Source organism: Fulvitalea axinellae, from assembly GCF_036492835.1.
In the GTDB taxonomy this organism is placed as follows: domain Bacteria; phylum Bacteroidota; class Bacteroidia; order Cytophagales; family Cyclobacteriaceae; genus Fulvitalea; species Fulvitalea axinellae.
This window is the reverse complement of the sequence record NZ_AP025314.1, coordinates 330,677-356,297: the sequence shown is the minus strand read 5'-3', so window position 1 is coordinate 356,297 and position 25,621 is coordinate 330,677. Positions and strand designations below refer to the sequence as shown.

At 47.9% G+C, this 25,621-nt stretch carries 21 protein-coding genes; 16 read left to right on the top strand and 5 right to left on the bottom strand.

Annotated features, from left to right (window positions below; translation table 11 throughout):
- Nucleotides 1-232: 232 nt before the first annotated feature.
- Entirely contained in the window at nucleotides 233-676 is a 444-nt protein-coding gene (locus AABK39_RS01350; RefSeq protein WP_338393148.1) for a thioredoxin family protein, read from the top strand.
- Between the two features lie 17 nt (nucleotides 677-693).
- A complete protein-coding gene (locus tag AABK39_RS01345) occupies nucleotides 694-1,665 on the top strand; it encodes an FAD:protein FMN transferase (RefSeq protein ID WP_338393147.1) in 972 nt (323 codons plus the stop codon).
- 41 nt (nucleotides 1,666-1,706) lie between these two features.
- On the opposite strand, the gene AABK39_RS01340 is transcribed toward AABK39_RS01345, so the two are convergent.
- Nucleotides 1,707-2,465: a LytR/AlgR family response regulator transcription factor gene (locus AABK39_RS01340; protein ID WP_338393146.1), complete on the bottom strand. Its 759-nt coding sequence runs from the start codon at nucleotides 2,463-2,465 to the stop codon at nucleotides 1,707-1,709.
- Nucleotides 2,462-3,523 carry a sensor histidine kinase gene (locus AABK39_RS01335; RefSeq protein WP_338393145.1) on the bottom strand — a complete coding sequence of 354 codons (1,062 nt, stop codon included), beginning with the start codon at nucleotides 3,521-3,523 and terminating at the stop codon, nucleotides 2,462-2,464. Before AABK39_RS01335 ends, AABK39_RS01340 begins: the two co-directional genes overlap by 4 nt.
- A gap of 270 nt (nucleotides 3,524-3,793) precedes the next feature.
- On the opposite strand from AABK39_RS01335, the gene AABK39_RS01330 reads away from it, so the two are divergent.
- The 6 genes from AABK39_RS01330 (at nucleotide 3,794) to AABK39_RS01305 (ending at nucleotide 10,689) form a co-directional block, all read left to right on the top strand.
- Nucleotides 3,794-4,234 carry a thioredoxin family protein gene (locus tag AABK39_RS01330; protein ID WP_338393144.1) on the top strand — a complete coding sequence of 147 codons (441 nt, stop codon included), beginning with the start codon at nucleotides 3,794-3,796 and terminating at the stop codon, nucleotides 4,232-4,234.
- A gap of 8 nt (nucleotides 4,235-4,242) precedes the next feature.
- The gene (locus tag AABK39_RS01325) at nucleotides 4,243-5,223 is read left to right on the top strand and encodes an FAD:protein FMN transferase (RefSeq protein ID WP_338393143.1); all 981 of its coding nucleotides are present in this window, start codon (nucleotides 4,243-4,245) and stop codon (nucleotides 5,221-5,223) included.
- Complete coding sequence (locus AABK39_RS01320; protein WP_338393142.1) at nucleotides 5,220-5,429, top strand: DUF4266 domain-containing protein; 210 nt, start codon at nucleotides 5,220-5,222, stop codon at nucleotides 5,427-5,429. Before AABK39_RS01325 ends, AABK39_RS01320 begins: the two co-directional genes overlap by 4 nt.
- 41 nt (nucleotides 5,430-5,470) lie before the next feature.
- Entirely contained in the window at nucleotides 5,471-6,790 is a 1,320-nt protein-coding gene (locus AABK39_RS01315; RefSeq protein WP_338393141.1) for a DUF3570 domain-containing protein, read from the top strand.
- Nucleotides 6,791-7,014: 224 nt separating this feature from the next.
- Complete coding sequence (locus AABK39_RS01310; protein ID WP_338393140.1) at nucleotides 7,015-8,400, top strand: dipeptidase; 1,386 nt, start codon at nucleotides 7,015-7,017, stop codon at nucleotides 8,398-8,400.
- A 297-nt stretch (nucleotides 8,401-8,697) separates the two neighbouring features.
- Nucleotides 8,698-10,689: a protein-disulfide reductase DsbD family protein gene (locus AABK39_RS01305; protein ID WP_338393139.1), complete on the top strand. Its 1,992-nt coding sequence runs from the start codon at nucleotides 8,698-8,700 to the stop codon at nucleotides 10,687-10,689.
- Nucleotides 10,690-10,777: 88 nt separating this feature from the next.
- On the opposite strand, the gene AABK39_RS01300 is transcribed toward AABK39_RS01305, so the two are convergent.
- From AABK39_RS01300 to AABK39_RS01290, 3 genes are all read right to left on the bottom strand, one after another.
- On the bottom strand, nucleotides 10,778-11,635 hold the full coding sequence (locus AABK39_RS01300) for a DUF6263 family protein (protein WP_338393138.1): 858 nt from the start codon (nucleotides 11,633-11,635) through the stop codon (nucleotides 10,778-10,780).
- A 270-nt stretch (nucleotides 11,636-11,905) separates the two neighbouring features.
- Nucleotides 11,906-13,420, bottom strand: a complete 1,515-nt coding sequence (locus tag AABK39_RS01295) for a sodium:proton antiporter (protein ID WP_338393137.1) — start codon at nucleotides 13,418-13,420, stop codon at nucleotides 11,906-11,908.
- Nucleotides 13,421-13,529: 109 nt separating this feature from the next.
- On the bottom strand, nucleotides 13,530-14,660 hold the full coding sequence (locus AABK39_RS01290; RefSeq protein WP_338393136.1) for an anhydro-N-acetylmuramic acid kinase: 1,131 nt from the start codon (nucleotides 14,658-14,660) through the stop codon (nucleotides 13,530-13,532).
- 168 nt (nucleotides 14,661-14,828) lie between these two features.
- Between AABK39_RS01290 and AABK39_RS01285 the strand changes: the two genes are divergently transcribed.
- The 8 genes from AABK39_RS01285 to AABK39_RS01250 all read left to right on the top strand — a co-directional run bounded on the left by AABK39_RS01285 (nucleotide 14,829) and on the right by AABK39_RS01250 (nucleotide 25,617).
- Nucleotides 14,829-15,548 carry a type III pantothenate kinase gene (locus AABK39_RS01285; RefSeq protein WP_338393135.1) on the top strand — a complete coding sequence of 240 codons (720 nt, stop codon included), beginning with the start codon at nucleotides 14,829-14,831 and terminating at the stop codon, nucleotides 15,546-15,548.
- Nucleotides 15,529-16,875 (top strand): hypothetical protein, encoded by a 1,347-nt coding sequence (locus tag AABK39_RS01280; protein WP_338393134.1) that lies wholly within the window; start codon nucleotides 15,529-15,531, stop codon nucleotides 16,873-16,875. Before AABK39_RS01285 ends, AABK39_RS01280 begins: the two co-directional genes overlap by 20 nt.
- Nucleotides 16,876-16,893: 18 nt before the next feature.
- A complete protein-coding gene (locus AABK39_RS01275) occupies nucleotides 16,894-18,204 on the top strand; it encodes a tetratricopeptide repeat protein (protein WP_338393133.1) in 1,311 nt (436 codons plus the stop codon).
- Nucleotides 18,205-18,376: 172 nt separating this feature from the next.
- Nucleotides 18,377-19,675 carry a hypothetical protein gene (locus AABK39_RS01270; RefSeq protein WP_338393132.1) on the top strand — a complete coding sequence of 433 codons (1,299 nt, stop codon included), beginning with the start codon at nucleotides 18,377-18,379 and terminating at the stop codon, nucleotides 19,673-19,675.
- A gap of 107 nt (nucleotides 19,676-19,782) precedes the next feature.
- Nucleotides 19,783-20,454 (top strand): LPS export ABC transporter periplasmic protein LptC, encoded by a 672-nt coding sequence (gene lptC, locus AABK39_RS01265; protein ID WP_338393131.1) that lies wholly within the window; start codon nucleotides 19,783-19,785, stop codon nucleotides 20,452-20,454.
- Between the two features lie 7 nt (nucleotides 20,455-20,461).
- The gene (locus AABK39_RS01260; RefSeq protein WP_338393130.1) at nucleotides 20,462-21,748 is read left to right on the top strand and encodes a hemolysin family protein; all 1,287 of its coding nucleotides are present in this window, start codon (nucleotides 20,462-20,464) and stop codon (nucleotides 21,746-21,748) included.
- A gap of 366 nt (nucleotides 21,749-22,114) precedes the next feature.
- Nucleotides 22,115-24,214, top strand: a complete 2,100-nt coding sequence (locus tag AABK39_RS01255) for a SurA N-terminal domain-containing protein (protein ID WP_338393129.1) — start codon at nucleotides 22,115-22,117, stop codon at nucleotides 24,212-24,214.
- A 176-nt stretch (nucleotides 24,215-24,390) separates the two neighbouring features.
- Nucleotides 24,391-25,617, top strand: coding sequence for an MFS transporter (locus AABK39_RS01250; RefSeq protein WP_338393128.1), 1,227 nt, complete (start codon nucleotides 24,391-24,393; stop codon nucleotides 25,615-25,617).
- Nucleotides 25,618-25,621 lie beyond the last annotated feature (4 nt).

The window sequence follows — 25,621 nt, the reverse complement described above, 5'->3', positions numbered from 1 at the left end:
ACAAACCGCCCAATACTTCCGACAAAACTGGAAAATACTGCGACAAAGCAAAACAGAAAGGCAAAACGCCGATAGGTAAAGTGGTTTTTCGGTTTATCGGGGCATTCCTGACAGTTAGCCAAAGATCAAATCAGTTAAGCTACTTCTATTTTTCCTTCCCGTATTTGCTCCTCAAATTAAAGCTTACCGACTACCCTACAATCAACTCATATCACGATCAACAAACAACATAATGAAGAAATTCGCCATAATGGTCTTGTCATGGATATGCATCACGACAAACCATAGCTCTGCCCAAAAATGGAATACCGATTTCGAAACGGCCAAAGCCGAAGCCACACAACAAAGTCTCCCCATTTTATTGGTTTTTCAGGGATCGGATTGGAACGCGGGATCCATAAAATTGGAACGGGAGGTTTGGAGCACGCCAGAATTCGCAAGCTACGCCAAAAATCATCTGGTTTTGCTGAAAGCGGACTTTCCAAGAAGAAAGAGAAACGCCCTTACCAAAGCCCAACAGAAGCATAATAAATTTTTGGCCGAACAATATAACAGAAACGGCTACTTCCCGCTGGTGGTGGTTCTGGACCAAAACGGAACCACAATCCGAAAACTCGGATACAAAAAAGTGGGTGTCAAAAAGTACATCAAACTGATCGAAGGAGGTAAACTTTGATCCGGTTCAAACTAGCTTTGCTTGCACTAAACTTGTCATTCCTTTCCGCTCAGGCGACATCGGAGCAAAGCTATTCTCGGGCAGAACAACTGATGGGATGCCATTTTTCCATTACAGTAACGGCGGAAAACCCCACTGAAGCGAAAAGATATTTGGACTTGGCCATACTCGAAGTCAAAAGAATCGAATCGCTTATTTCCTCTTGGGACGAAAAATCCCAAACCTCCGAAATCAACAGAAACGCAGGTGTCAAACCCGTAAAAGTGGACAAAGAACTCTTCAAGCTGATCGAACGCTCCGTCTCTCTTTCCAAACTAACCGACGGGGATTTCGATATTAGTTTCGCATCGGCGGAAGAGTTAAGGAAAGCAGAAGAGAGTATACCAGAGTCGTCCGATATGGGAAAAATCCGAAAATCAGCCAGAGCCATCGGATTCAGAAATATTATTCTCGATAAAAATGCGGGCACAGTTTTCCTCAAAACCAAAGGCATGAAAATCGACTTCGGGGCGGTAGGGAAAGGCTATGCCCTTGACAAAATCCGAAGCTTATTAATAGCCAAAGGAGTAAGCGCCGGAAGGGTAGACGCCTCGGGCGATATTTGTGTTTGGGGCAAACAATTAGGTGGCGAAAACTGGAAAGTCACCGTTAACGATCCCTTTGACCAACGGAAAACGTTAGCCGTTTTGCCTATTCCAAACGGAGCTGTAGCCACTTCGAAGAAGTATCACGTATCCATAAAAACAGACGGACAACACCATTCACACATCATTGATCCGGAAACAGGTTTGTCCCCAAAAGGCTTGGCAAGTGTCACTGTTTTCGCTCCGGTCGCTGAATTCGCCGACGCTTTAGCGACATCGATTTTCGTTATGGGAAGAAAAGCCGGTCTAAAACTGATAAACCAGACGCCCGGTACGGAATGTCTGATCGTGGATGAATCGGGAGCCGTTTTCACCTCCAAAAATATCAAAATCAATCAGCCGTAAGGACCCATTCTTTGTCTGTAAAGCGAATAAGAAAGCGACTTTCATTCGGTCAACCATTTCTTAAATTGACCGACTTTCTCCCTGGCCACAAGAATCTCTTCCTTCGAAGGAAGACTGAGCAATACCTTTACCCGGATCGGCGAAATGTAGTGTAGCTCAGTAATAACCGCCCGTCCAATCAAAAATTGACGGTTTACCCTAAAAAAGTCGTATTCGGGCAATTCCGATTCCAGCTGTCGCAAGGAGGCGTCAACCGGGTAGCGTTTATTGTCGAAAGTGTGGACATAAGTGACCTTGGAATCTGAGATAAAATAGGCGATATCCCTAATTCCAAGCACTTTCATTTTGTTGCCCAAAGTAACCATAAGCTTCTTTCTCGATTTCCGGGGCATAAACTCTTCGAAAAGTTGCCTAAAATGATCTTCATCCAAAGTCTTGGGAACTTGCCTGAGCGTCCGGTATTTCACCAATGCCTGCCCCAGCTTTTCCCTACTTATCGGTTTGAGCAGATAATCGATACTGTATTGTTCAAAGGCCCTCAACGCATATTCGTGATAAGCCGTTGTAAAGATCACCGGCGTGGTTATATCCACCTGCTCAAAAATCTTGAACGCGTTTCCGTCAGATAGGTTGATGTCCAAAAAAATCAGGTCAACCTCGTGCACCGAAAGCCAACGGACGGCATCTTGAACGCTATCCAGCATGGCGATAATCTCCACATCGTCCGCAGATTCCTCAAGCAACATGCGCAAACGATTCACTGCAAAATCTTCGTCTTCAATGATTACTGCCTTTATCATATCTCTGGGTCCAATAGCGGTATTTTGGCTATAAAAGTATCATTTTCGATAAAAAACTCAGGCGACGGCGCCTCAAGAATCAGGAACTTGTCTTTAAGATTCTTCAAACCCACTTGCGTAGATTTTTCCACACGTTCGTTCCGTATCTGTATATTGTTTCTCACATAAAGCGTTTTTCCTTTTGCCTGCAAACGAATACGCAAAGGACGACTCTCTGACAAGGCATTATGTTTTATGGCATTCTCCACCAACACCTCCAGAGTCAGAGGCGGGATATTTTTCTTTATGGACTCACTATCAATCGAAGATTCGAAAATCAGATTGTTTCCGTAGCGGATTTTCTGCAAATACACATACGATTTAATAAAATCCAGCTCCTTTTCAAGAGGAACCAAGTAGGCTTCGTTCAATTGGAGAATATACCTGTAAATCTTACTCAACTCTTCGATAAACCGCTCGGCGCCCATCGGATCCTTATGAACCATATACGACAGCACATTCAGGCTGTTAAACAGAAAATGGGGGTTGAGTTGGTTCATCAGCGCTTGGTACTTGGCCATCTCATGGCTTCTTAATAACTGGCTGTTCAACTCTTCCAATTGCCGGCGCCTCTTAACCAGCAACCAAACAGACTCAACCGTAGCGGTCAGGGACACAAACAGAAAGAAGCTCGCCCACACTAACCAAATATCTTCGGAGCAGGGATTTTTGAATATGAATAGAAAAGGAAATGCCAGAATAGGAGGCAGGACAACGATATACAAAGCAACGAAGGCCGTTAGTATCCTGTTCCAATTTTCTTTTCTTCCGAATCGGTCCCACCAACCTTTCCTCACCCAGCAAAAAAACATTCCTAGAAGCGGAAGAAATACGCCGAGGCCGATTACAATGACCAGAAATTCCATAACGATCCTTCCGGGAGCGTTGTCCTTGTCCGATAAATCCTCAAGGAAATGCACAACGCCCATCACCAAAGCCAATGTAGCGTACATAGCCAGCTTTCCGCTCCACTTCGTCAAAAAATCGGTTGATGTTTCTGTCTTTGATAACTTACTCATAGCTACCTAAAATAAGCCTATCCTTCCAAGCATTGGGAGTTTTTATGACAAACCTCCCAAACTACCCGACAAAACCCAAAAATACTTCGACAAAGCCCGAAAAACGCCGACATGTCGGAAAAAGGGCAATTTTTCGGCTCATCAGGATATTTCTGTCGGCTATCCATAAATCAAGATAGTCCGGTTCGCACAGCTTTTCATCCCCGTATTTACTGATCAAATTAATGATTACAAATGAATCTATAATAGCGAAAAGTAACCAATACAAAGATGAAATACGCCCTAATAATTTTGTTATGGATCTGTGCCACGACAACACAAAGCTTTGCCCAAAAATGGAACACTGATTTCGAAAAAGCCAAGGCTGAGGCCATGCAAACAGACCGGCCGATTTTATTGGTCTTCCAGGGTTCCGATTGGTGCGCGCCATGTATAAAGCTGGAACGGGAAGTTTGGAACTCGCCTGAATTTGCGGATTACGCCAAAGGGAACTTGGTCTTGCTGAAAGCGGATTTTCCCAAAAGAAAGAAAAACGCCCTCCCGAAAGCCCAACAAGAACACAACAAGCTCTTGGCGGAGCGATATAACAAAAACGGCCACTTTCCACTGGTTGTGGTTTTGGACAAAAACGGAAAAACGATCCGAAGCTTCGGATACAAAAAAGTAAGCGCCAAAGAATACATCAAACTGATAGAAGGGGGCAAGCCGTGAATCGGTTCATGCTAATCCTGTGTGCGCTGTTTCTTCCGCCTCTATCCGCCAAGGCTATTTCCAAACAAAGTTATTCCCGGGTAGAAAAACTGATGGGAGGCCGGTTCTCCATCACAATCATGGCCAACGATTCCGCAGAAGCCGGGAAATATCTGGACTTGGCCATAACCGAGATCAAAAGAGTCGAAGCGCTGATTTCCTCCTGGGATAAAAAATCACAGACTTCCGAAATAAACAGAAACGCGGGCCTAAAGCCCGTAAAAGTGGATCGAGAACTCTTTAAACTGATCGAGCGTTCCATCTCGCTTTCCAAACTCACCGACGGCGCTTTCGACATCAGCTTCGCCTCGGCGGGCAAGTTGTGGCGCTTCGACGGAAGTATGAAAAAACTGCCGACAGAGGCAGAAATCCGGAAATCTGTAGTCACGGTAGACTACAGAAATATTGTTTTGGACAAAACAGCGAGTACGGTTTTCCTCAAAACCAAAGGCATGAAAATAGGCTTCGGAGCGGTCGGCAAGGGCTATGTGGCCGACAGAGTCCGGAGTATGCTGATCAGCGAAGGCGTAGGCGCCGGGATAATCGACGCCTCGGGTGATCTCCGGGTTTGGGGAACCCGTCCCGACGGTGAAGAGTGGAAAATCGCGATTACGGATCCCGCCGACAAACGGAAAACGCTGGCCGTCCTCCCTATTTCGAGTGGCGCCGTAGTCACTTCCGGCAACTACGAAAAATTCGCCAAGATAGACGGGAAGCGCTACGCCCACATCATCGATCCGCGGACGGGCTGGCCGGCTAGAGGCTTGGTCAGCGTAACGGTTTTCGCTCCAAGCGCCGAGATCGCCGACGCGTTGGCCACTTCCATTTTCGTGATGGGGACCGAAGCCGGACTCAACCGGATCGACCAAATGCCCAGCACCGAATGCCTGATCATAGACGAATCGGGCGCCGTTTTCACTTCCAAAAATATCAAAATCAATCAGCCATGAGAATATCCATACTTTGCCTGCTCACGCTCTGGGCACTTGGATCCTGCGCTACGGTAAAAGAATACGAAAAAGCCATGATCAACGATCCCGACATGGAATTATCCGACAGGAAATCTAATCGCTATATCACCACTTTCCACTCTTACCGCGAAGCCGCTTCGGGCGCAAACGGTGGAAAAACAGGTGGCGGATGCGGTTGCAACTAGATTTTCGATCCTTCAAAAAACTAACACATAATTCCTGACACATGACAAAGGGCATTCCTTTAATCATATTGTTTTGCGCGATATGCGCCAGCGCTTTCGCCCAAAGCTCCGATACCGTCGCCTACAAAAAGCGGGTACTTGACGCCACGGAAATCGAATTCCTGTCCAGCTACTACAGCCAAGACGGCGACCACGCCGCGGTAAGCGGCGGAATAGGTTCCGAGAAAATCACCAACACCACTGGCGCCGTAGTGCTCTCCATTCCGCTCAACGACGATGACGTTCTGACTCTCGACGTCGGTATCTCCGCCTATTCTTCCGCCTCTTCCAGCAACATCAACCCCCTGGACGACGGCAAAGCCTCGCCATACGACGCCAGCTCGGGCGCTTCCAGCAGCGATCTTTGGGCGGGAATATCCGCAACGTACAGCCACAGTTCCGACGACAGAAACTCCATTTGGTCTTTAAAAGCCTCCGCTTCCACCGAGTTCGACTACACGTCTTTCGGCTTCGGCGGCGGATACACTCGGCTCTTCAATGAAAAAAACACAGAACTAAGCATAAACGCCAGCGTCTTTCTCGACACTTGGAAGCTACTTTACCCTTATGAGCTGGGAGGTCCCGGAGGCGACGACGACTCCAACGTAAAACCCTTCGACCCGAAAGACTACACCATTACGGGAAACCCCGATTATAATCCTGGCTTCCGGACTCTCGACGACGACAAACGGAATTCTTACGCCGCGGGAATCGGCCTAAGCCAAATTTTCACCGACAGGCTTCAGGGGATTCTGCTGGTCGATGTTATCCACCAGAGCGGATTGCTTTCCACGCCTTTCCAAAGGGTTTATTTCCAAGACAAAGAAAACTCCTATATCGACGATTTTGCGCTGGCCGACGATATCGAACGCCTTCCCTCAAGCAGACTGAAAGTAGCTACCGGGGGCCGGATGAATTATTATATAAGCGAAATCTTCGTTTTGCGGACTTTCTACCGCTTTTACTCCGACGATTGGGGAATCAATTCCCATACGGCGAATATCGAAATGCCCGTGAGGCTTTTCGGTGGGCAATTTTCCGTCACGCCTTCCTACCGATTCTACACCCAAACCGAAAGCGATCATTTCGCTCCGTATGACCAACACTTATCAACGGACGAATTCTACACATCGGATTATGACCTTTCGGCTTTTGACGCTCACCAATACGGGCTAGAACTCACTTATTCCGATATTCTCACTAGATACGGATTCGGAAAATTCAAACTTAAAGACATTAGCCTGAGCTACAACAGCTATAACCGAAGCACCGAATTCACGGCCAGTATTATTTCATTCAGAATAAAAATGGTTTTGGATTAACACCAAAGCTTGGGTTCCCCGCATATGGATTACGGTTAGGTGTTTCTGTTTATTTGTCCGAAAATCTGGCTTCGGCCAAACTCCAAAGGGGCTTAACGGATTTCCTTTTAGGCGTCGCTTCCTACTTTGGAAATAATCAACGGCGTTTGCCTGCGTCGTTCTCGGCGCAATTCATTATTTTCGGACTGCACATAAACAAGATCAAAAATCTGAACCAAAAAAATATGGCTGAATTAACTCCGGAACATGCAAAGTCCTATATCGAGGCTAACAAGGACCGCTTCCTGAACGAGCTATTCGAACTGCTTAGAATTCCATCGGTTAGCGCCGACAGTAAATTCAAAGGCGACGTTCGCCAAGCCGCCGACTACGTGAAAGCCGCTCTGCTGAAAGCCGGTGCCGACCTCGCCGAAGTATGCGAAACGGAAGGCCATCCGGTAGTTTATGGCGAAAAGATGATCGACCCTTCTTTGCCGACCGTTTTGGTTTACGGCCACTACGACGTACAACCGGCCGACCCTTACGAGCTGTGGGATTCGCCTCCGTTTGAGCCGGTAGTAAAAGACGGCAAAATCTACGCCCGTGGCGCCTGCGATGACAAAGGGCAGATGTACATGCACATCAAGGCTTTCGAAACGATGTCCAAAAACGGCGGTGCGCCTTACAACCTCAAATTCATGATCGAAGGCGAGGAGGAAATCGGATCTGAAAACTTGGCCGTTTTTGTAGAACAGAACAAGGAAAAGCTCAACGCCGACCTGATTCTGATCTCGGACACCAGCATTATCTCTACAGAACATCCGTCTATCACCGTGGGCCTCCGCGGACTGAGCTACGTGGAAATAGAAGTTACCGGGCCAAACCGCGACCTTCACTCTGGCGTTTACGGCGGCGCCGTTGCCAACCCGATCAACACGCTCTGCGAAATGATCGCCTCGCTCAAAGACGAGAACAACCACATCACCATCCCCGGTTTCTACGACAAAGTGGAAGAGCTCAGCACCGCCCAGCGCGACGCCATCAACAAAGCGCCGTTCGACCTTTCGGAATACAAGCGCGAACTCGGCATCAAAGATATCGAAGGCGAAGCGGGATATTCTACGCTTGAGCGTACCGGCATCCGCCCGACACTTGACGTAAACGGAATCTGGGGAGGATACATTGGCGAAGGCGCCAAAACGGTGTTGCCGTCTAAGGCTTACGCCAAGATTTCGATGCGTTTGGTCCCGCACCAGATCAACGACGAAATCACGGAACTCTTCACCAAACATTTCGAATCCATCGCTCCGGACTCTGTTACGGTAAAAGTAACTCCGCATCACGGTGGCGACGGCGTAGTGGTTCCGACAGACTCTATCGGCTACAAAGCGGCCGAAAAAGCCTTCGAAGACGCTTGGGGAAAAACGCCGATCCCGACTCGCGACGGCGGTAGCATTCCGATCGTTTCGATGTTCCAGGAAGTGCTCGGTCTTGATTCTATCCTAATGGGATTCGGTCTTGACGACGACGCGATCCACTCTCCAAACGAGAAATACGGGGTATTTAACTTCCTGAAAGGAATCGAGACCATAGTACGATTCCACCAGCGTTTTGCCGAGATGAAAAAGTAATCCAGCTTACAAAGCGACCCACTTGGGTCGCTTTTTTCATTCGATTTTATTGTTTTTTAGATGTTTCCGCCCCAACACACCCAACTCTTGTGTGACAATCCACGTATTACGTTACCTTGTAGGGGTTCTGGTAAACGTGATCGGGAAACATGAAAATCCCAAGCCGGTGCCCTAACCGGATCGCCTTTAGGCTGTCACCCGTAAAAATCCTAATGCGGTAGCCGATTTCATATAAAGGCAATATTTCAATATTTTTGAAAGTATATATAAATGTTCATAATCAATAACTGCGTGCGGATGAAACGATCCATTCTCTTTCTGCTTGCTATGCTTGCCGGCTTTGCCGGGGCCACAGCCCAAGTCCAAGAGCATGTGAAGTGGGAATTTTCTAGCAAACCCTCAACCCTGAAGGCGGGCGAAGAGGCGGAACTGGTCTTCAAGGCTGTAATCGATAAAGACTGGTACCTGTATTCTTCCGATTTCGATCCGGATTTGGGACCAATGGTGACTACTTTCACCTTTGACAAAAGTGACGCTTACGAGCTTATCGGGGGAATCACACCGATAAACCCGAAGAAAAAATTCGACGAGATATTCGAGGGAGACATTACCTACTTCAAAAAAGAAGGGGTCTTCATTCAAAAAATCAAGGTGCTGAAAGACGGCGCGCAGGTCAAGGGCCTAGTGGAATTCCAAGTATGCTCTGACGTAACAAACATGTGCGTTCCGGGCGATTCCGAATTTGTAATCGGCAAGAAAGCTAAAGCTGAAAAATCAGCCGAAACGGTTACGCCCGTCGCTTCTGAAGACACAAACAGTAAAGAGAAACCAGCCAAAAAGAGCGAATCATTGCTTTGGTTTATGCTTACGGCCTTCGGCGCTGGCCTTGTTGCCTTGCTTACGCCATGCGTATTCCCGATGATCCCGATGACGGTGACGTTCTTTACGGGCCAGTCCAACGGCAAAGCCAAAGCGCTCGCTTTCGGCCTTTCCATTGTGACGATTTACACTTTGGCCGGTACCATCGTGGCGGCTTTCCTCGGGCCCGATTTCAATAACTGGCTCAGTACTCACTGGATTCCCAACACGTTTTTCTTTGTCGTGTTTATGATCTTCGCATTGTCATTCCTCGGAATGTTCGAGATCACTTTGCCTAGCAGTTTTGTGAACAAGGTGGACCGCGAAGCCGACAAAGGCGGATATTACGGGGCGCTATTTATGGGCTTCACCATCGTTTTGGTTTCCTTCTCATGCACGGGACCTATTGTGGGTAGCCTTCTTGTGGCGTCCTCGCAAGGCGGACTGCAACTGAAGCCAGTTGCCGGAATGTTCGCTTTCGGAATGGCGTTCGCGCTTCCGTTCACTATCTTCGCCATTTCTCCGAAGCTTCTTGACGGGTTGCCAAAATCAGGCGGATGGCTCAACGTCGTAAAAGTTGTCCTCGGTTTTATCGAAATCGCCCTCGGTTTCAAATTCCTTTCCGTCGCCGACCAAGCTTACCACTGGGGAATCCTCGACCGCGATATTTATTTGGCCATCTGGATTTCCGTATTCTCGGTTTTGGGATTCTATCTGCTCGGAAAGCTCAGAATGCCACACGATTCTCCTGTAGAAAAACTTCCCGTACCACGGGTACTTCTGGCTTTGGTAAACTTCGCCTTTGTCATTTACCTTATTCCGGGACTTTGGGGAGCGCCTTTGGCCGGACTTTCGGGATATCTTCCGCCAATCACCACTCATGATTTCGATCTGCTCAACGCCATCAAGCAAAATAGGGGAGAGATGAAGGAAGTGGAAAGAATTGTCGGGTGCCCGGAACCAAAATACGAAGACCTCCTTCACCACCCGGTGGGAATCCACGGTTATTTTGATTACCAACAGGCATTGTCTTGCGCCAAAGCCCAAAACAAGCCCGTATTCATCGATTTCACCGGCCACGGTTGCGTAAACTGCCGTGAAATGGAACAGCGCGTACTTTCTGATCCAAAGGTGCAACGCATCCTGAACGAGGACTACGTGTTCGTATCGCTTTATGTGGACGATAAGACCACTTTGCCCGAAAAAGAGTGGTACAAGTCAAAACGTGACGGCCGTTTGAAAAAAACCATCGGTAAACAAAACGCCGATTTCCAAATCACGCAGTTCGACAACAACGCACAGCCTTTCTACGTGCTGGTAGGCACCGACGGAAAAGAATTGGTAAAGCCCCGCGCATATGACCTGAGCGTCACCGGATTTATCGAATTCTTGGAAAGCGGTCTCACCGAATTCGAGAAGAAGAAGAAATAAAACGGCAAAAAGCTGTTAATACCAAAATAAGAAAGGGCCGTTCCCAAGTGAGAACGGCCCTTTCTTATTTTCTTTGGAAAGTGAATCCTTACTCAATCTTCGAGCTTATAGTAAAGTCCGTAATCGTATTGATGGTCATATTCTGCCCATTGGCATTCATCGTGATTCCCATATCCATTACGCCTTCGCCACCTTTGGTCCAGCAAGTCTTCTTGTCAAGCTTATAGTCCATTTTGAACGATCCGTCAACTTTCATCTGAGCGTTTTCATCCGTTGGAACTATCTTCGCGTCCACAGCGATGACATAGTCATTCTTTTCGATCGCCTTTAAGGTATAAGTCATCAGCATCTTTATTGGAAGCTTGGGATTAGGCACAACTTTCTCGCTTTTCCAGCTTTCGCCCACTTTTACCGCTTGCTCCGGAAATGCTATAAATTGGTTGTCCGTACTGTTTCCGAATTGCTGTAACTGATCTGCAGGCATATTCGGGAATACTTCCGACAAACTGGTAGTCTCGAGTGCTTCACCCCTTGGAGACAATACCATCCCGATAGACTTATTCAACATTTGCCCCATAGCCGCATGCATTGCCTGTCCTTGCGGAGACTCTTGAGTACTTGGGTCGTTAGAGTCATACTTTATTTCGCCTGCGCCAGGCATGTTCATTTCCATACGCATTCCCGAGAAGGCGTAGTCCAGCTTAACATTACCATTTTTCTCCACACCTTCGATATTGAACTTCGTATCCATACCCATAACCACTTTTTGCGCGGCACCAGGTATTTCAATATCCATTTTCATATTGAGGCTGGTTATGTATGTGGTTCCGGCTTTTGGCTTAAGGCGTAAAAGCGCTTTTTTGCCTTTTCCGATACCGAAAGCCACCCCAGAAATCATAACGGCCAAAACGAACAAAATCTGAACGGTAAACAATCGTCTTTTCATGACAAAGATTTAATTCCAACTAAAAATATCACTACCGTGGCAATATCCGAAATTGAGTCAAATACTCCACTCGTTTTTATATTAATATCGCTTTTCCCTGACCTGCGGGTCTTATGAGTCACAGGCAGTAATTTCATCAGGCTGTCAAACCAAAAAAATAACGGGAAAGTCCGCTTCGATTGGTTTTGACAAATAAAAAGGCCCCGTTCACAAACGAGACCTTTTGAGTTTTTCGGCCCACAATAGGCCTTTATTTTTATGTCGCCGCTCTTAGACGAAGGCGAAGAAAAACAACCAAGTCAATACCAAAACAGGCACCAAAATCGGCAATGAGTACCGTGTGATGTAAGCGAAGAACGAAGGCATCTTCACGCCAGATTGCTCGGCGATAGAACGTACCATAAAGTTCGGCCCGTTTCCGATATAAGTCATCGCTCCAAAGAATACGGCACCGATCGAAATGGCCCTAAGCTGTAATACCGAAGCCGTAAACTGCTCCGCTCCGGCGGCAAACGCCGATACTTCCGCAGGATTCGAAATCGAAGCCCCTTGAGAAGCCATCGCCGCGGCCAAGAAGTTGAGGTAAGTAGGGGCGTTATCCAGGAAGCCCGACAAGAAACCAGTTCCCCAGTACAATGTGTTGTGCGTGATCAGCTGTACTCCAGCGTCAGACGCGGCAAACGCGCCAACCAATTCTAAGGCAGGCATCATTGTCCCGAAGATTCCGATAAAGATAAACGCAACCTCACGGATAGGCTCAAAGTTGAATTCATTGCCCGAAAGTGCTTCTTTGCTGGCGAATTTATACGAGCAAATCGCCGCAACACCCATAATCAATTCCCTTACGAATGAAATCTTCGCTCCGTCATACTCGATTCCCGGAACCCATTCAAATACGTTCGGGTCAATGAAAACGGCGATTATAATCACGATCAACCAAAGGAAATTCTTTGTTCCGACAAGCGAAATTTTACCGGAATATTCAGCGGTATCGCTGTCCTGCGCTTTGTTTTTAGTATCGAAAACATAAAAGATCGCAGCCAAAACTAACAATGCCACTACCCAAGGAATCAGGTTATGAACCAAAGTCCAGCCGAAAGGCACGCCTTTCAAAAACCCGAGGAACAATGGAGGGTCACCGATAGGAGTAAGCGCTCCACCGACATTACTTACCATAAAGATAAAGAACACGATGTGATAAGGACGTACACGACCTTTGTTCAATCGGATAAACGGACGGATCAACAACATCGAAGCTCCTGTGGTTCCTATAAGGTTGGAAATTACGGCTCCCAACAACAACAACATTACGTTGGTCATCGGTATTCCCGGCTTGTCAACCTTGATCATAATACCGCCCGAAGCGATATACAATGACCCAATCAGCGCAATAAACTGCACGTACTCAGCCAATGCGTGTACAGGAGCGTGCGTGTTATGGATTACAAAAAGGTAATATAGCACTACTACCGTAGCCAAACCAACGGCTACTTTAGGATAGTTATGGTGCCAGAATTTTTCGTAAAACAGCGGCCCGGTGGCTATCATCAGCAACAAGACGACAAAAGGGATTACCATCCAAGCCGGCGCTTCGTGGTGCGCGGCCTCTCCTTGGTCAATCTCCGTATACTCCGTTACTTTGTCCTTCTCCTCGTCCGCGGATGCATGTTGTGCCTCTCCCGAAACATAAGCCAAAGCTGGTGCGGAGGCCATCGCTGAATGTGGCAAGGAAACGGCTCCAATCACCGAACAGGCCAATAAAAAAACAATCAGTATATTTTTCATATCACGTCAGATTCTTTCTCAAACTAAAAACACAAACAGTTTAAAATTCAATTTACATTCATTTAAACAATTTCCAACATCCCTATACGGGCACAATACCTGACCTTACTCAAACGCTAATATAATCATTATTAACTAAGGATTTAATGTCGTACATCACCCCTGAAACTGAATTTTGTTGTGCTCCTGTCACGCTAGACAAAACATTCACTTCTTTCGAAACCGCCAAGGCTCCCATAAACGCAAAGATCAGGGCTTCTTTGAAATCTATAATTTCACCCCTTTCGGGAACCGTCCCGATACTTGCGGGTAACAGCTCATTTAGGCGCTCCATTAATAAAGGGTTTCTGGCTCCTCCTCCGGTAACCAAAACCGTTGCGTTCCCTTTTTCCGAAGCTTTCGCTAATTCGGTAATCGAGTTAGCCAACACTTCCGATACATGTTCCGTAGCCGTTCTCAATAAGTCTTCCGTTTTATATTTATCGGAAAACAATGGAAACAATTCCTTGGATATACGTTCGAAACCCAACGATTTCGGCGCTGGCTCATCCAGAAACGACCATTTGCGCAACTTGGCCTCAAGGTCAGGGATTCTTTCTCCTTGGGTCGCCAAAACGGCGTCCCGGTCGAACTCCATCCCTTGGCGTTGCGCCAGCATATTGAGCACCATATTGGCGTAAACCAAATCAAAAGCTTTGGTCACGCCTTCTTTGTCCTCGTAAGAAACGTTTGCTATGCCTCCTATGTTAAGGCGGAAATCATATTTTCCGAAAAGAAGACGATCCCCTATAGGAACAAGCGGAGCGCCCTGTCCCCCGAGCGCCACGTCAAGCGACCGGAAATCGTTCATTACGCTTAATCCGGACTCCACCATAAGCGGATATCCAGCGCCTACTTGCAGGGTCAAACCTTTGTCCGGCTGATGGAAAACCGTATGCCCGTGAGAAGCCACAAAATCGGCGGTCTTTCTGGTTCTTTTGAGAAAATCCTTCGCCAAACGGCCAAATCGCTCCCCGACACGCACATTCGCCATTGCCAACCCCTCTGCGGTTTGCGACGGCAAATCCGCTAACATTCTCCTGAACTTGGGGTCATACTCGGCAGTGTCCGCCGCCAGAATCTCGTAAGACCAACCTTGGTCTCCCTTCCTGAATTCGCAAAGGGCCATATCGAGACCGTCAAGAGAAGTGCCCGACATAAGTCCCAAAACTCGGTACACTGTATTGGAAATATTTTCCATTCGAGTATTTTTACCACAAAATATGCCGTCACGTTGCCGGCTGGCCAAGAAAATTATCATGCCCTCAAGGGTAATAATACGATTTTTTGACCGTTATTCTAAATGATTAGTTGATTGGAGATTTTTTAATACCCTCCCGTATCGGCTCAAAATATCACAATTATTGAAATGAATCTATGTATTGACATAGGGAATACCCGAACAAAAGCCGGTTTATTCTCAAACGGGGAACTCGTTAGGGTTATCACGCTCAAAAAAGAGCTTATTACCCAAACAGTCAAGGATTTGAACCCCAAAAAAATAATATTTTCGTCTGTTTCATCGGAAACGGAGCCACTGGTCAAATCCGTATCGGAAGTAGCGCCCGTCTGGACACTGCATCATGCTATGCCGTTGCCCTTTCGGATAGCTTACAAAACACCTGAGACTTTGGGCGTAGACCGCATCGCCGGCGTAGCCGGAGCCCGGCACTTGACAGACAAGCCGGCCTTGGTTATCGATATTGGCACCTGTGTCACTTATGACATCGTAGACGCTGAAGGCACGTATCACGGGGGTAGCATTTCTCCGGGTTTACGAATGCGCCTCAGGGCCATGAATCATTTCACGGAAAGGTTGCCTCTTATCGAAACAGGCGATCGGGTTCCGCTAACCGGAAGCACTACTGAAGACGCTCTCCGCAGTGGCGCTACGCATGGATTACGCTTAGAAATTGAAGGGATTATTAGAGAATACCGCAAAAAATTCAGAGATTTGGCGGTCATTCTCTGTGGTGGGGACAGTGAGTTCTTTGAGCTTGAAACTGAGTCTCCTGTGATGGTGAAACCTGAATTAGTGTTGATTGGACTTAACTCTATTTTGTCGCATAATGTTGAAGCTAACGTCTAGAACGCTGCTACTGGCAGTCTTTGCACTCAGCGCGACCCAACTTTGGGCGCAGGGAGTGAAATCTCCATATTCCGCGCTCGGCGTGGGCACCGTGAAACGGCCCGGCTATGCGAATTTTGATGCTATGGGTGGTGTGGGTATCAGTGGCGGATCGCCTCTTTTCATAAATACCGTGAACCCCGCGTTGCTCGTCAACAACAGATATACCCTGTTCGATATAGGCATGCTGTATGAGAAGCGTACGGCCGAAAATTCGGACATTAGCCAAACCAACAGCGACGCACAACTTACTAATCTCGCTATCTCCCTGCCCATAAAGCCAGGCATGTGGACTATTGCCGCTGGACTTCAACCTTACAGCAACGTTGACAACGAAGTCTTTGGCCAGACAGAAAACCCTGACAAAAAATATATTCTTGACAAATTCAAAAGGCGAGGGTCAGGAGGTATCAACCAAGTGTTTTTGTCTACGGGCGTACGCTTGTGGAAAGGGCTTAGTGTCGGAGTATCCGGAAATTACTTCTTCGGGACAATTTCCAACGAAGAGGTCCTGACACCTTACGACACAAGACAAGACAGCGACGATCCGCTTGAGCGCGACAAGGCCATTGTTTTCAATACTATCGGCGCTTGGGAAGATATATACGAGTACAGCAAATTCTCCTTCGATCTCGGTGTTGCCTACGATCACAAGTTCTCCAAAACCCTTTACGGGCACTTGGGCGCTGTGTATAGGCACTACGGCGATTTCAATGTAGACTTTGCAAGGGAAGTGCAGACCAGACCGCAGAGTGAGGATCCCGACTCTCCGCTTTACGAAACAATTTCTAGCAGCAACTCCAGCTATACCGCCAAGATACCTAGCGAGCTCGGTTTCGGATTATCTTTCAGCAACCCGTCTAGATGGATGCTCGGCGTAGATTTCACGAACAGCGATTGGTCAAAGTACACGAATGAGAAAAACCCTTACAGCGAAAAAGACCTTACTAACAGCTATCGATTTGCGGTAGGGGGATACTTTATTCCGGACTACAGGTCTTTCTCTTACATCAAAAGAATGACCTTCAGCGCTGGCGCCTACTATGAGGAAACACCGATCGAGATCAAAGGAAAACAAATTACCGACAAAGGACTGACCTTCGGTGTGCAAGCTCCGCTCGTAAACCCGAGTGCGTACGCCAGGTACTTCTCGTCTATCAACACAGCTTTCACATTTGGTACAAGAGGCACCACCAGTGATGCACTTATCAAAGAAAATTACTTTCAAATCAGCGTTGGGCTGACCTTTGGGGATGATTCTTGGTTTAGGAGGAGAAAGTATGACTAAACCAAACCATAAAATACTATGGGAATCAAAAGCCTCACCCTGAGCATAGTTCTAACTCTGGCTTGCGCAACGGTCACCTTTGCGCAAGCCGGCTGGAACTGGCCTTCGGATCCGCAACTCAAGGAAAAAGCAACCGAGGAGAACGTACTCTACACCGACTACCTCAAACAAGGCCAGTATAATAATTGCCGCGCGCCGCTTAATTGGCTGTTGCGCACCGTGCCGGACCTCAACAAGTCGTTGTACATCAACGGCGTGAAAATCTACGAAAACTTGGCCCGTACGGAACAGAACGCCGCCCAGAAAAAAGTCTTTCAAGACTCCACCTTATTGCTTTACGATCTCCGAATCAAATATTACGGAGACGAAGCCAATGTCCTTGTACGGAAAGCCTATTCGGCCTACAAGTTTTTTTACAAAGACAAAAGCAAAAACGAATACCTCTACACCTTATTCACCAAAGCTTTCGAAGCCAACAACAACACGATTCCGCTGTATCTGGCCGAACCGTACATGAATGTGATTTCGAGATACAAAAAATCCGGTGGCCCACTTACGGACCTGCAAGTGGTGGATCTCTACGATAGAATCACAGCGGTATTGGCCGAAGGGCGAAAAACCTCAAAGAATCCAGCGAAAATAGACCAAGCCCAAGGCCGAATCGACGAACTGCTCACAAAAACCGTAGAGGTTAACTGTGCGTTCATAGCCGAAACTTTGGCGCCCAAGTTCAAAAAGAACCCGACGGATCTGCGTTTGGCCCAAAACATATTCAAGCTAGCCTTGGCTGTGAAATGCATCGAATTGCCCGTCTTCATTGACGCGGCCAAAGTCGTGTACCAAAACCAACCTACTTTCGGACTCGCCAAACTTATCGGCAGAGACCTGATAACAAAAAAAGATTACGACGACGCACTCAAATACCTGGACATGGCTTTGCCCAAAGCCGAAGACTCCGAAGACAAAGCTGACATTTATATGCTCAAGGCCAGCGTTTACTACCATAAACAGCTAAAGACGAAAGCCCGAGAATACGCTTTCAAAGCCGTGGCTGTCGATCCGTCGCGCAAAGAAGCCTACACCTTTGTCGGCAACCTTTACTTCGGGTCATATCAGCAATGCAAAAAAGGCGTAAGCAAAGTGGCCGACCGGGCAGTGTTTCTGGCCGCCTACGACATGTACCTGAAAGCCGGAGACAAGAAGGGAATGGCCAACGCAAAAGCCCAATTTCCGTCCAAAGAAGAGCTCTTTTCGTACAATATTGACGAAGGCTCGAAAATAAAAGTTGGGTGCTGGATTAACGTAACCGCCACCGTAAGAGCCCGATGAACTAAAGATTTCTTATTTTTTTCGGTAAAATATTGGCCCTTATCGGCTTCTGAGGCTTGTCAGCGGGACAAGCCTTTTTTCATTCTGCCAATTTCTTACTAAATTCGACGTTTATAGAACACAAAAGATAGTATCGAGAAACTATAACTTAACAAAACAACGATATCGACCTATGGGAACTTACGGAAGAAAGCTCATACTCGCATTTTTGGCAATCGCCATGGCGACTGCCGCAAATGCGCAAAATTGGAAATGGCCGGCCGATACCGCTATGGCCAAGGAGAAGTACGTGCTGATGCACGACAACGTGAAGGCGAAAAACTACGCCGACGCACTCGAGCCATTCACTTGGTTGCACGAGAACTGCCCAGACCTAAACAAGGCTATCTATATTGACGGTGGAAAAATCTACAAAGGACTCGTAGCCAGCGCTCCTGACAAAGCCAAGAAGAGCGAGCTCACCGAAACTTTGGTTAAGCTCTACCAAGAGCGTATCGAACGTTTCGGAAGCGAGAAAACCGTTTACCCACAGATCGCCAACGCCGCTTACAAAGCCTGGGCTAAGGACTCTTCGAAATATGACTTCGTATTGGAGTCGGGATTGAAGACCATGGAACTCATGGGGCCAAAGACTTACCCTCACATCGCGCAAAGCGTCATCTACATGATGTACCAAAAGAAACGTGGAGGTACAGAGTACACCGAAGAGCAAATCCTTGACGCTTACGACAAGGTAAGCAACGTGTTCGCCGCCCAAAAAGAAGCCGGCAAAAACGTAGCGAAATACGAGCAGAAAGTAAACCAGATGCTTAACGCAATGGTGAAAATCAACTGCGACCTTATCAAGGACAAATTCGTTCCTAAAATGGAATCGTCTGAAGGCGAAGCTCAGCTTAAAGCCGCTCAGTACGTTTTCAAACTCTCTATGCAGGCCGAATGTATCAGCGAGCCTTACTTCGTAGAGTCGATGATCGTGCTTAACAAGCACACTCCAAGCGCCGCTTTGGCCAAAAACATCGCCAAGAGATACCTCAAGGACAAGAAAGGCGCCGAGGCAGCTCCGTTTATCGAGCAAGCTTTGAGCCTGGAGACAGAGCCGGCCAAAAAAGCCGAGCTGTACCTTATCAAAGCAAGGTCTAAAGCCGCCTCTTCTAAATCTGAAGCCAGAAGACTCGCTTTCGAAGCAGCCAAAACTGACGCTAGCGTAAACAAAGACGCTTACACTTTGGTAGGTAACCTTTACATGCAGTCGTACGAGTCTTGCAAGCAAGGTAAAAGCCGCGTGAAAGACCGCGCTGTTTTCTTGGCCGCTTACGAGATGTTCAAGAAAGCCGGAAACACTGCCAAAATGAACGTTGCTAAGCAGCAATTCCCTTCTTCTGAGGATATCTTCAGCGAAAACCTCAACGAAGGTGACAAGATCCAAGTAGGTTGCTGGATAAATACGAGCGCTACTTTGCAGAGAAGATAATATTAAATCACTATTTTTAGACGGTCATCGCATAAGCGGTGACCGTTTTTTCGTTTTAAGGGTAACGAACATTACTTGAAAAAACGCAATCACGCTTTCGCAGACCAATGATAACAAGCATAAGTACACGTTTTTACGCCTTCATTATCTTCGCCACCGTGGCCCTGCTCTCCGCTTGCGGAGAACGTGGCAGTGACTTGCCTGCCAAAGCTTACGAAGGCCCCGTTATGGAAATGCGCGACGCCGAGATATTTTTTACCGAAGACAGTGCGCTCGTTTACTACGCCAAATTCCCCATAAGGCAAATTTTCGAAAACGGCAACGAAGTGTACCCGAAAGGCCTTTACTTGGAAAACTACGAAAAGGACGGCCAGCTCTCCGCCACCATCCAGGCGGATTCCTGCACTTTTGATCCGAAAAAGAAACTTTGGCACGCCGTAGGCGATGTCCGCGTTATAAACATCAAGGAAGGCAACAAGCTTTTCACCGACGAACTGTTCTGGGACAGGAAAGAAAAGAAGTTCTACACCGACCGCTTCGTACGGCTAGTGCAGGGAACCGACGTCAGTACCGGCGACCGTTTCTGGGCCATGGAAGATTTCTCCGATTACAGCATCGAGAACTCCAAGCATGAATTTAGCATTGACGAAGAAAAGGAAAAAGAGAACGAGAACAACGCCTCCGACAGCCTGAAAGCTCCCGTAAAACCGGAGCTTCTCGCCCCGGAGAAACATAAACTCAAAACCACCGATTTAAAGACCGAACCAATCGTCCCATAAATAATCCATGGAAGACTCCCACTCGCTGATCATCATTTTTGTTTGCCTCTTACTCTCCGCCCTTTTTTCCGGAGTGGAGATCGCCTTTGTCTCATCCGACAGGCTCTCGATTGAATTGGAAAGGAAAAAAGGGAAATTTTCGGCCAATATAATTGCGAAGTTTTACGAAAAAAGCTCCCGGTTTATCGGAACCACACTTATCGGCAACACCCTATCGCTGGTAGTGTACACCATTTACATGACCGAGCTGATGGAATCGCTCAACGCTCAGTACGACATTATTCCGTTTACCAACGAACTGGCTATCTTTCTGATCCAAACGATTATCACCACCGTCATAGTTCTCTTCACGGCTGAATATACGCCCAAAAGCCTTTTTCTGGTTAACCCGAACAGGGCCCTTACCGCGGCGGCCCCGTTTATCCTGTTGATGTATTACTTGCTGTACCCATTTGTGTGGATGGTAATGGGACTCTCGAAATTTGTCATTACCAAAGTAATGCGACTTGAATACTCTGACACCAAACCGGCCTTCGGACGTACGGAACTGAATAACTACATCCGGGAAAGGGTAAACGACACCTCCGCCGAGGAAAACGAAGTGGACACCCGGATTTTCAGCAACGCCCTTGAGTTCAAAAAAACCAAAGTGCGGGAATGTCTGATTCCCCGCACCGAAGTGGTGGCCGTGGATATCAACGACGATATCGAAACGCTTTCAAAAGCCTTTGTGGATTCCGGCCACTCCAAAGTACTGGTGTACAAAGACACGATAGACGAAGTGTTGGGCTTTTGCCATTCCAACAGCATGTTCAGCCAACCCGATTCCATTAAGGACATCCTCAACCCGATTCCGTTGGTTACCGAAACAATGCTCGCCAATGACGTAATGCTTAAATTCATCACCGAACGGAAAAGTATCGCTTTGGTTGTGGACGAGTACGGGGGAACATCGGGAATTATCAGCATCGAGGACGTAATGGAGGAAATATTCGGAGAAATCCAGGACGAGCACGACAACGAATACCGGGAAGAGAGAAAAATCAACGACAACACTTTCCTGTTCAGCGCCCGCCACGAAATAGACGACTTGAACGAACGCTACACTTGGACGCTCCCCTGCGGAGACTACGACACCCTCGGCGGACTTATTCTCTCCGAGACAGGCTCCATTCCCGAACTCAACGACATTATCCGGATTTCGCCCTTCACCTTCACCATCATGTCGATGGAGGAAAACCGCATAGACCTGGTAAAGATGGAAATCAACAAAGGGGAAAACCTCAACGACTGAAAAGGCCTCATAGCCATTCAATTCATCCGTTGAAGAATACCCGTATTTTGTTTACCTTGCGCAACCTTGTCCGCTTTTTTGTCCCTGCGGACCGGGAAATGGGCCCGGCTAACGTTTCTTTTCCGGAAAATACAGCCCCGGCGCCACCGATTTTTTGGGTTCATAGGACGCTTATCGCAAGATAATCAAAGGCGTATAGCCCAAAAGTGCGGAATTTGTTATCTTTGTTATTGGCGGAGATGGCACTATTTTGCCGGCCCGTGGCCTAGCGGAGACCACGCTAAAAAGTTAACCCGCAAAACGGACAAGTATTTTCATGGCATTTTTCTGACAAAAGGAGAAATCTAAGCGCATAATTCATAAACAATGGCATTAATCAATAAGATACGCGAAAAAACGGGTTTGGCCGTAGGCATCGTCGCCGTCGGACTGGGCCTTTTTGTGGTCGGAGGGGACCTTATCGGACCCAACTCCGTCTTGCTGGGAAAAGGTAAAAGGACCGTAGGCGAGATAGGCGGAGAGGAAATCTCGCTTGAGGAGTTCGACGCCGAGATCAACCAAATGAAGCAACAGTTCGCTAGCCGTAACCGTCGCCAGCCGAACGACGCCGAAAACTACACCATCCAGAACCAAGCCTGGCAACTATTGGTGAGCCGTTACACTTATGACGAACAGTACAAGGAGCTCGGTATCGGCGTAACCGACTCTGAAGTTGTCGATATGGTTCAGGGAGAGAATATCCTGCCCGAAATCAAGCAGGGATTCACCAACCCGGAGACCGGAGAATTCGACAAAGAGGCCTTGATCAACTTCCTGAACAGCCCTCAGGGACAATTCATGGCCAACTACGAGCAGACCTTGCGCCCATCGCGTCTGCGTCTCAAATATGAGAACATGATCCTCAACGGTGACTACACCACTAAAATTGAGGCTCAAAAAGAATATAACAACCAGACGGAGCTTATCGACACCCGTTACCTTTACGTACCGTACTCGGCCTTGGCTGACAGCGTATTCAAAGTAAGCGAAGGAGAAGCCAAAGCCTACCTCAACAGCCATGCGGAAGATTTCCAGGTTAACGAGGAAGGTCGTTCGGCCAAATACGTAGACTTCGCCGTAATCCCTACGGCCGAGGACAGCGCAGCCTTCATGAAGGAAATGGCTGAGGTGAAAGAAGATTTCCGCCAAGCGAAAGAGGACTCGATCTACGCCAAGATCAACACCGAGAACTCTCGCGGATTCAACTTCTACGGACACTTCGGTGCCGCCGAATTGCCACGCCGTCTGCAAATCAATGCGCCGATCCTTTCGGCAGGAGACGTTAGAGGACCTTACAAGACCGGTCAGTACTACACGCTCTACAAAGTGACTGACATTACCAAAGGCGAGAACGCCTCGGTACGCGCCAGCCACATTCTCTTCAAAACTGACGGTAGCAATGACGCCGAGGTTAAGAAAGAGGCTCAGAAAGTATTGAAAGAAATCCGTGGTGGCGCCAACTTCGCCGCTATGGCAGCCAAATACGGACAGGACGGAACCGCTACTCGCGGTGGCGATCTCGGATGGTTCACGAAAGGCCGTATGGTCGCTCCATTTGAGAAAGCTGTTTTCGACGCCAAGAGAACCGGCGTTCTCCGCAACCTCGTAAAAACGGAGTTCGGTTACCACATCATCGACGTGACTTCGTTGCCGAACTACAACGTATACACAGTCGCTACAATCGAGCGCGAGCTTTACCCAAGCGATGAGTCTGTAGACGCCGTTTACAAGAAAGCTGACCTCTTCGCCAGCACCAGCACTGACTACGACGACTTCAAAGCTAACGCCGAGAAAGACGGGTACGCCATCCGCGACGCCGTTGACGTTCGCGCCACTGACAGAAGAATCGGTTTCGTAGGCGACGCCCGTAGCGCCGTGACTTGGTTGTACCGCGAAGGCGAAGTAGGAAAAGTGTCTCAGGTATTCGAAGCGGGAGACGACCACTACCTCGTAATGATAATGACCGGTAAGACCGAAGAAGGAACAGCATCATTCGCAAGCGTGAAAAGCACTGCCGAGCGCAAAGCCCGTAACGAGAAGAAAGCTGTCTTCATCACTGAGAAACTTCAGAAAACGAAAAACGGCGACATCAACGAATGGGCGATCGCCTTCGGTAGCGAAGCCAACGTTTTCAACAAGTCCGGCCTCAAGCCGAGCGACAACACTTTGCCTTCTACAGGATTCGCTCCTGAGCTCGTGGGTACTGCCCTCGGTCTGAAGGAAGGACAAATATCAGGACCAATCAAGCTTGACAACGGTATCGCCGTTATCCAAGTTATCCGCAAGCAAGCGGCTCCTGAAATCGCTGACTACAACAGCTACAAAGACCAGCTTAACAGCCGTAAGCGTTCGCAAACGGCCTTCAACATCAGCAAGTCTTTGGAAAAACACGCTGGCGTAAAAGACGAGCGCTACAAGCACTACTAAGATTTTCGAAAATATCATTTGCAAACTGCCGAGGCCTTCTGGTCCCGGCAGTTTTGTTTTCGGGCCAACCAGACAAGTGTTTTCAAAACAGATTGGCCCGCAGTTTGGTGACAGATTCCGAAAACGGGCACCGGAATCCCTCACGATTCAAGACAACATCTCATGCCCGATGCGCTATGAAACATCTCCTGTCACATTACGGCAGACTCGTGATCCGCTATCCCCGCATTATCGGCTTCGGCGCTTCGCATTATCTTGCCTCTTCTTTCGGACAATCTTTTCTGATAAGCCTGTTTGTCCCATACCTTCTCAGCAGTTTTAGTCTCGATAACCAAACCTTTTCGTATTACTATTCCGCCGCCACTTTGGGCGGAGCGTTTCTACTTTCGGTATTCGGACCTTTTACCGACAAGATGCCGATACGTTCTTTCAGCAGAATTAACGGCTTGGCTTTGGGTGGCTTTTGTTTGGTTTTAGCTTCGGCCGGAAATCCTTGGGTGATGCTTATAGCCCTTACCGGCCTTAGGCTTTCCGGCCAAGGTTTGATGCCTCTCGCTGGCGCTACGGCCATGGGAAAATTCTTTCACCATAATAGAGGAAAGGCATTGGCATTAGCGTCAATGGGAATGTCGATAGGTGAGATTTTCGCTCCCGCAATGATCATAGCCTCCATTGCGCTTTGGGGCTGGCAAGAGACTTGGGTAATCTTCGCCGTATTGGCCGGAATCGCTTTTCCGGCGCTCTGCACTTTCCTCATAAAACCAGACGAGCATATTCACGCTACGGGCAAAAAATCCACTAGGGTCGGATCGGGAAAATTATCAAGAAAGGCACTGCTAAAAGATTTCACTTTTCTGGCGCCGGCGCTTACGGTCGTATTCAGCCCGTTCGTGACTACCGGCGTTTTCATCCACCAAAACCTAATCCTTGAGGCAAAAGGGTGGGAGGAAGGCTGGTTCGCCGCCACGTTTATTTTCTTCGGAACATTCCGGATTATCAGCACACTATTTACCGGCCCGCTCATCGATAAGTTCACCGCTGTCAGACTCGCTCCTTTGGCTCCCATACCTTTGGCCATAGGTATCGCTGTTTTATTTTCGGGCAATGATTCTTGGCGTTTAGCCGTTTACCTTAGCCTTAACGGCATGTCCCTAAGTTTCGGAAGTTTGGTAGGAAGCGCCTTGTGGGCGGAAATCTATGGCGCCCAATATTTGGGCACAACAAAAAGCCTAGTGTCAACTATTATGGTTTTGGCTACGGCCGTTTCCCCCGTGATATTCGGGGTAGTCTTCCAAAATTACTACGATATGCAGAAGGGTTTTATCGGCATTCTGCTAACAGCCTGTACGCTGTCTTTCTTAACGTTTATGGCTTTACGGAGCAAGCGGTTCCGGTTCGCATAAAAAA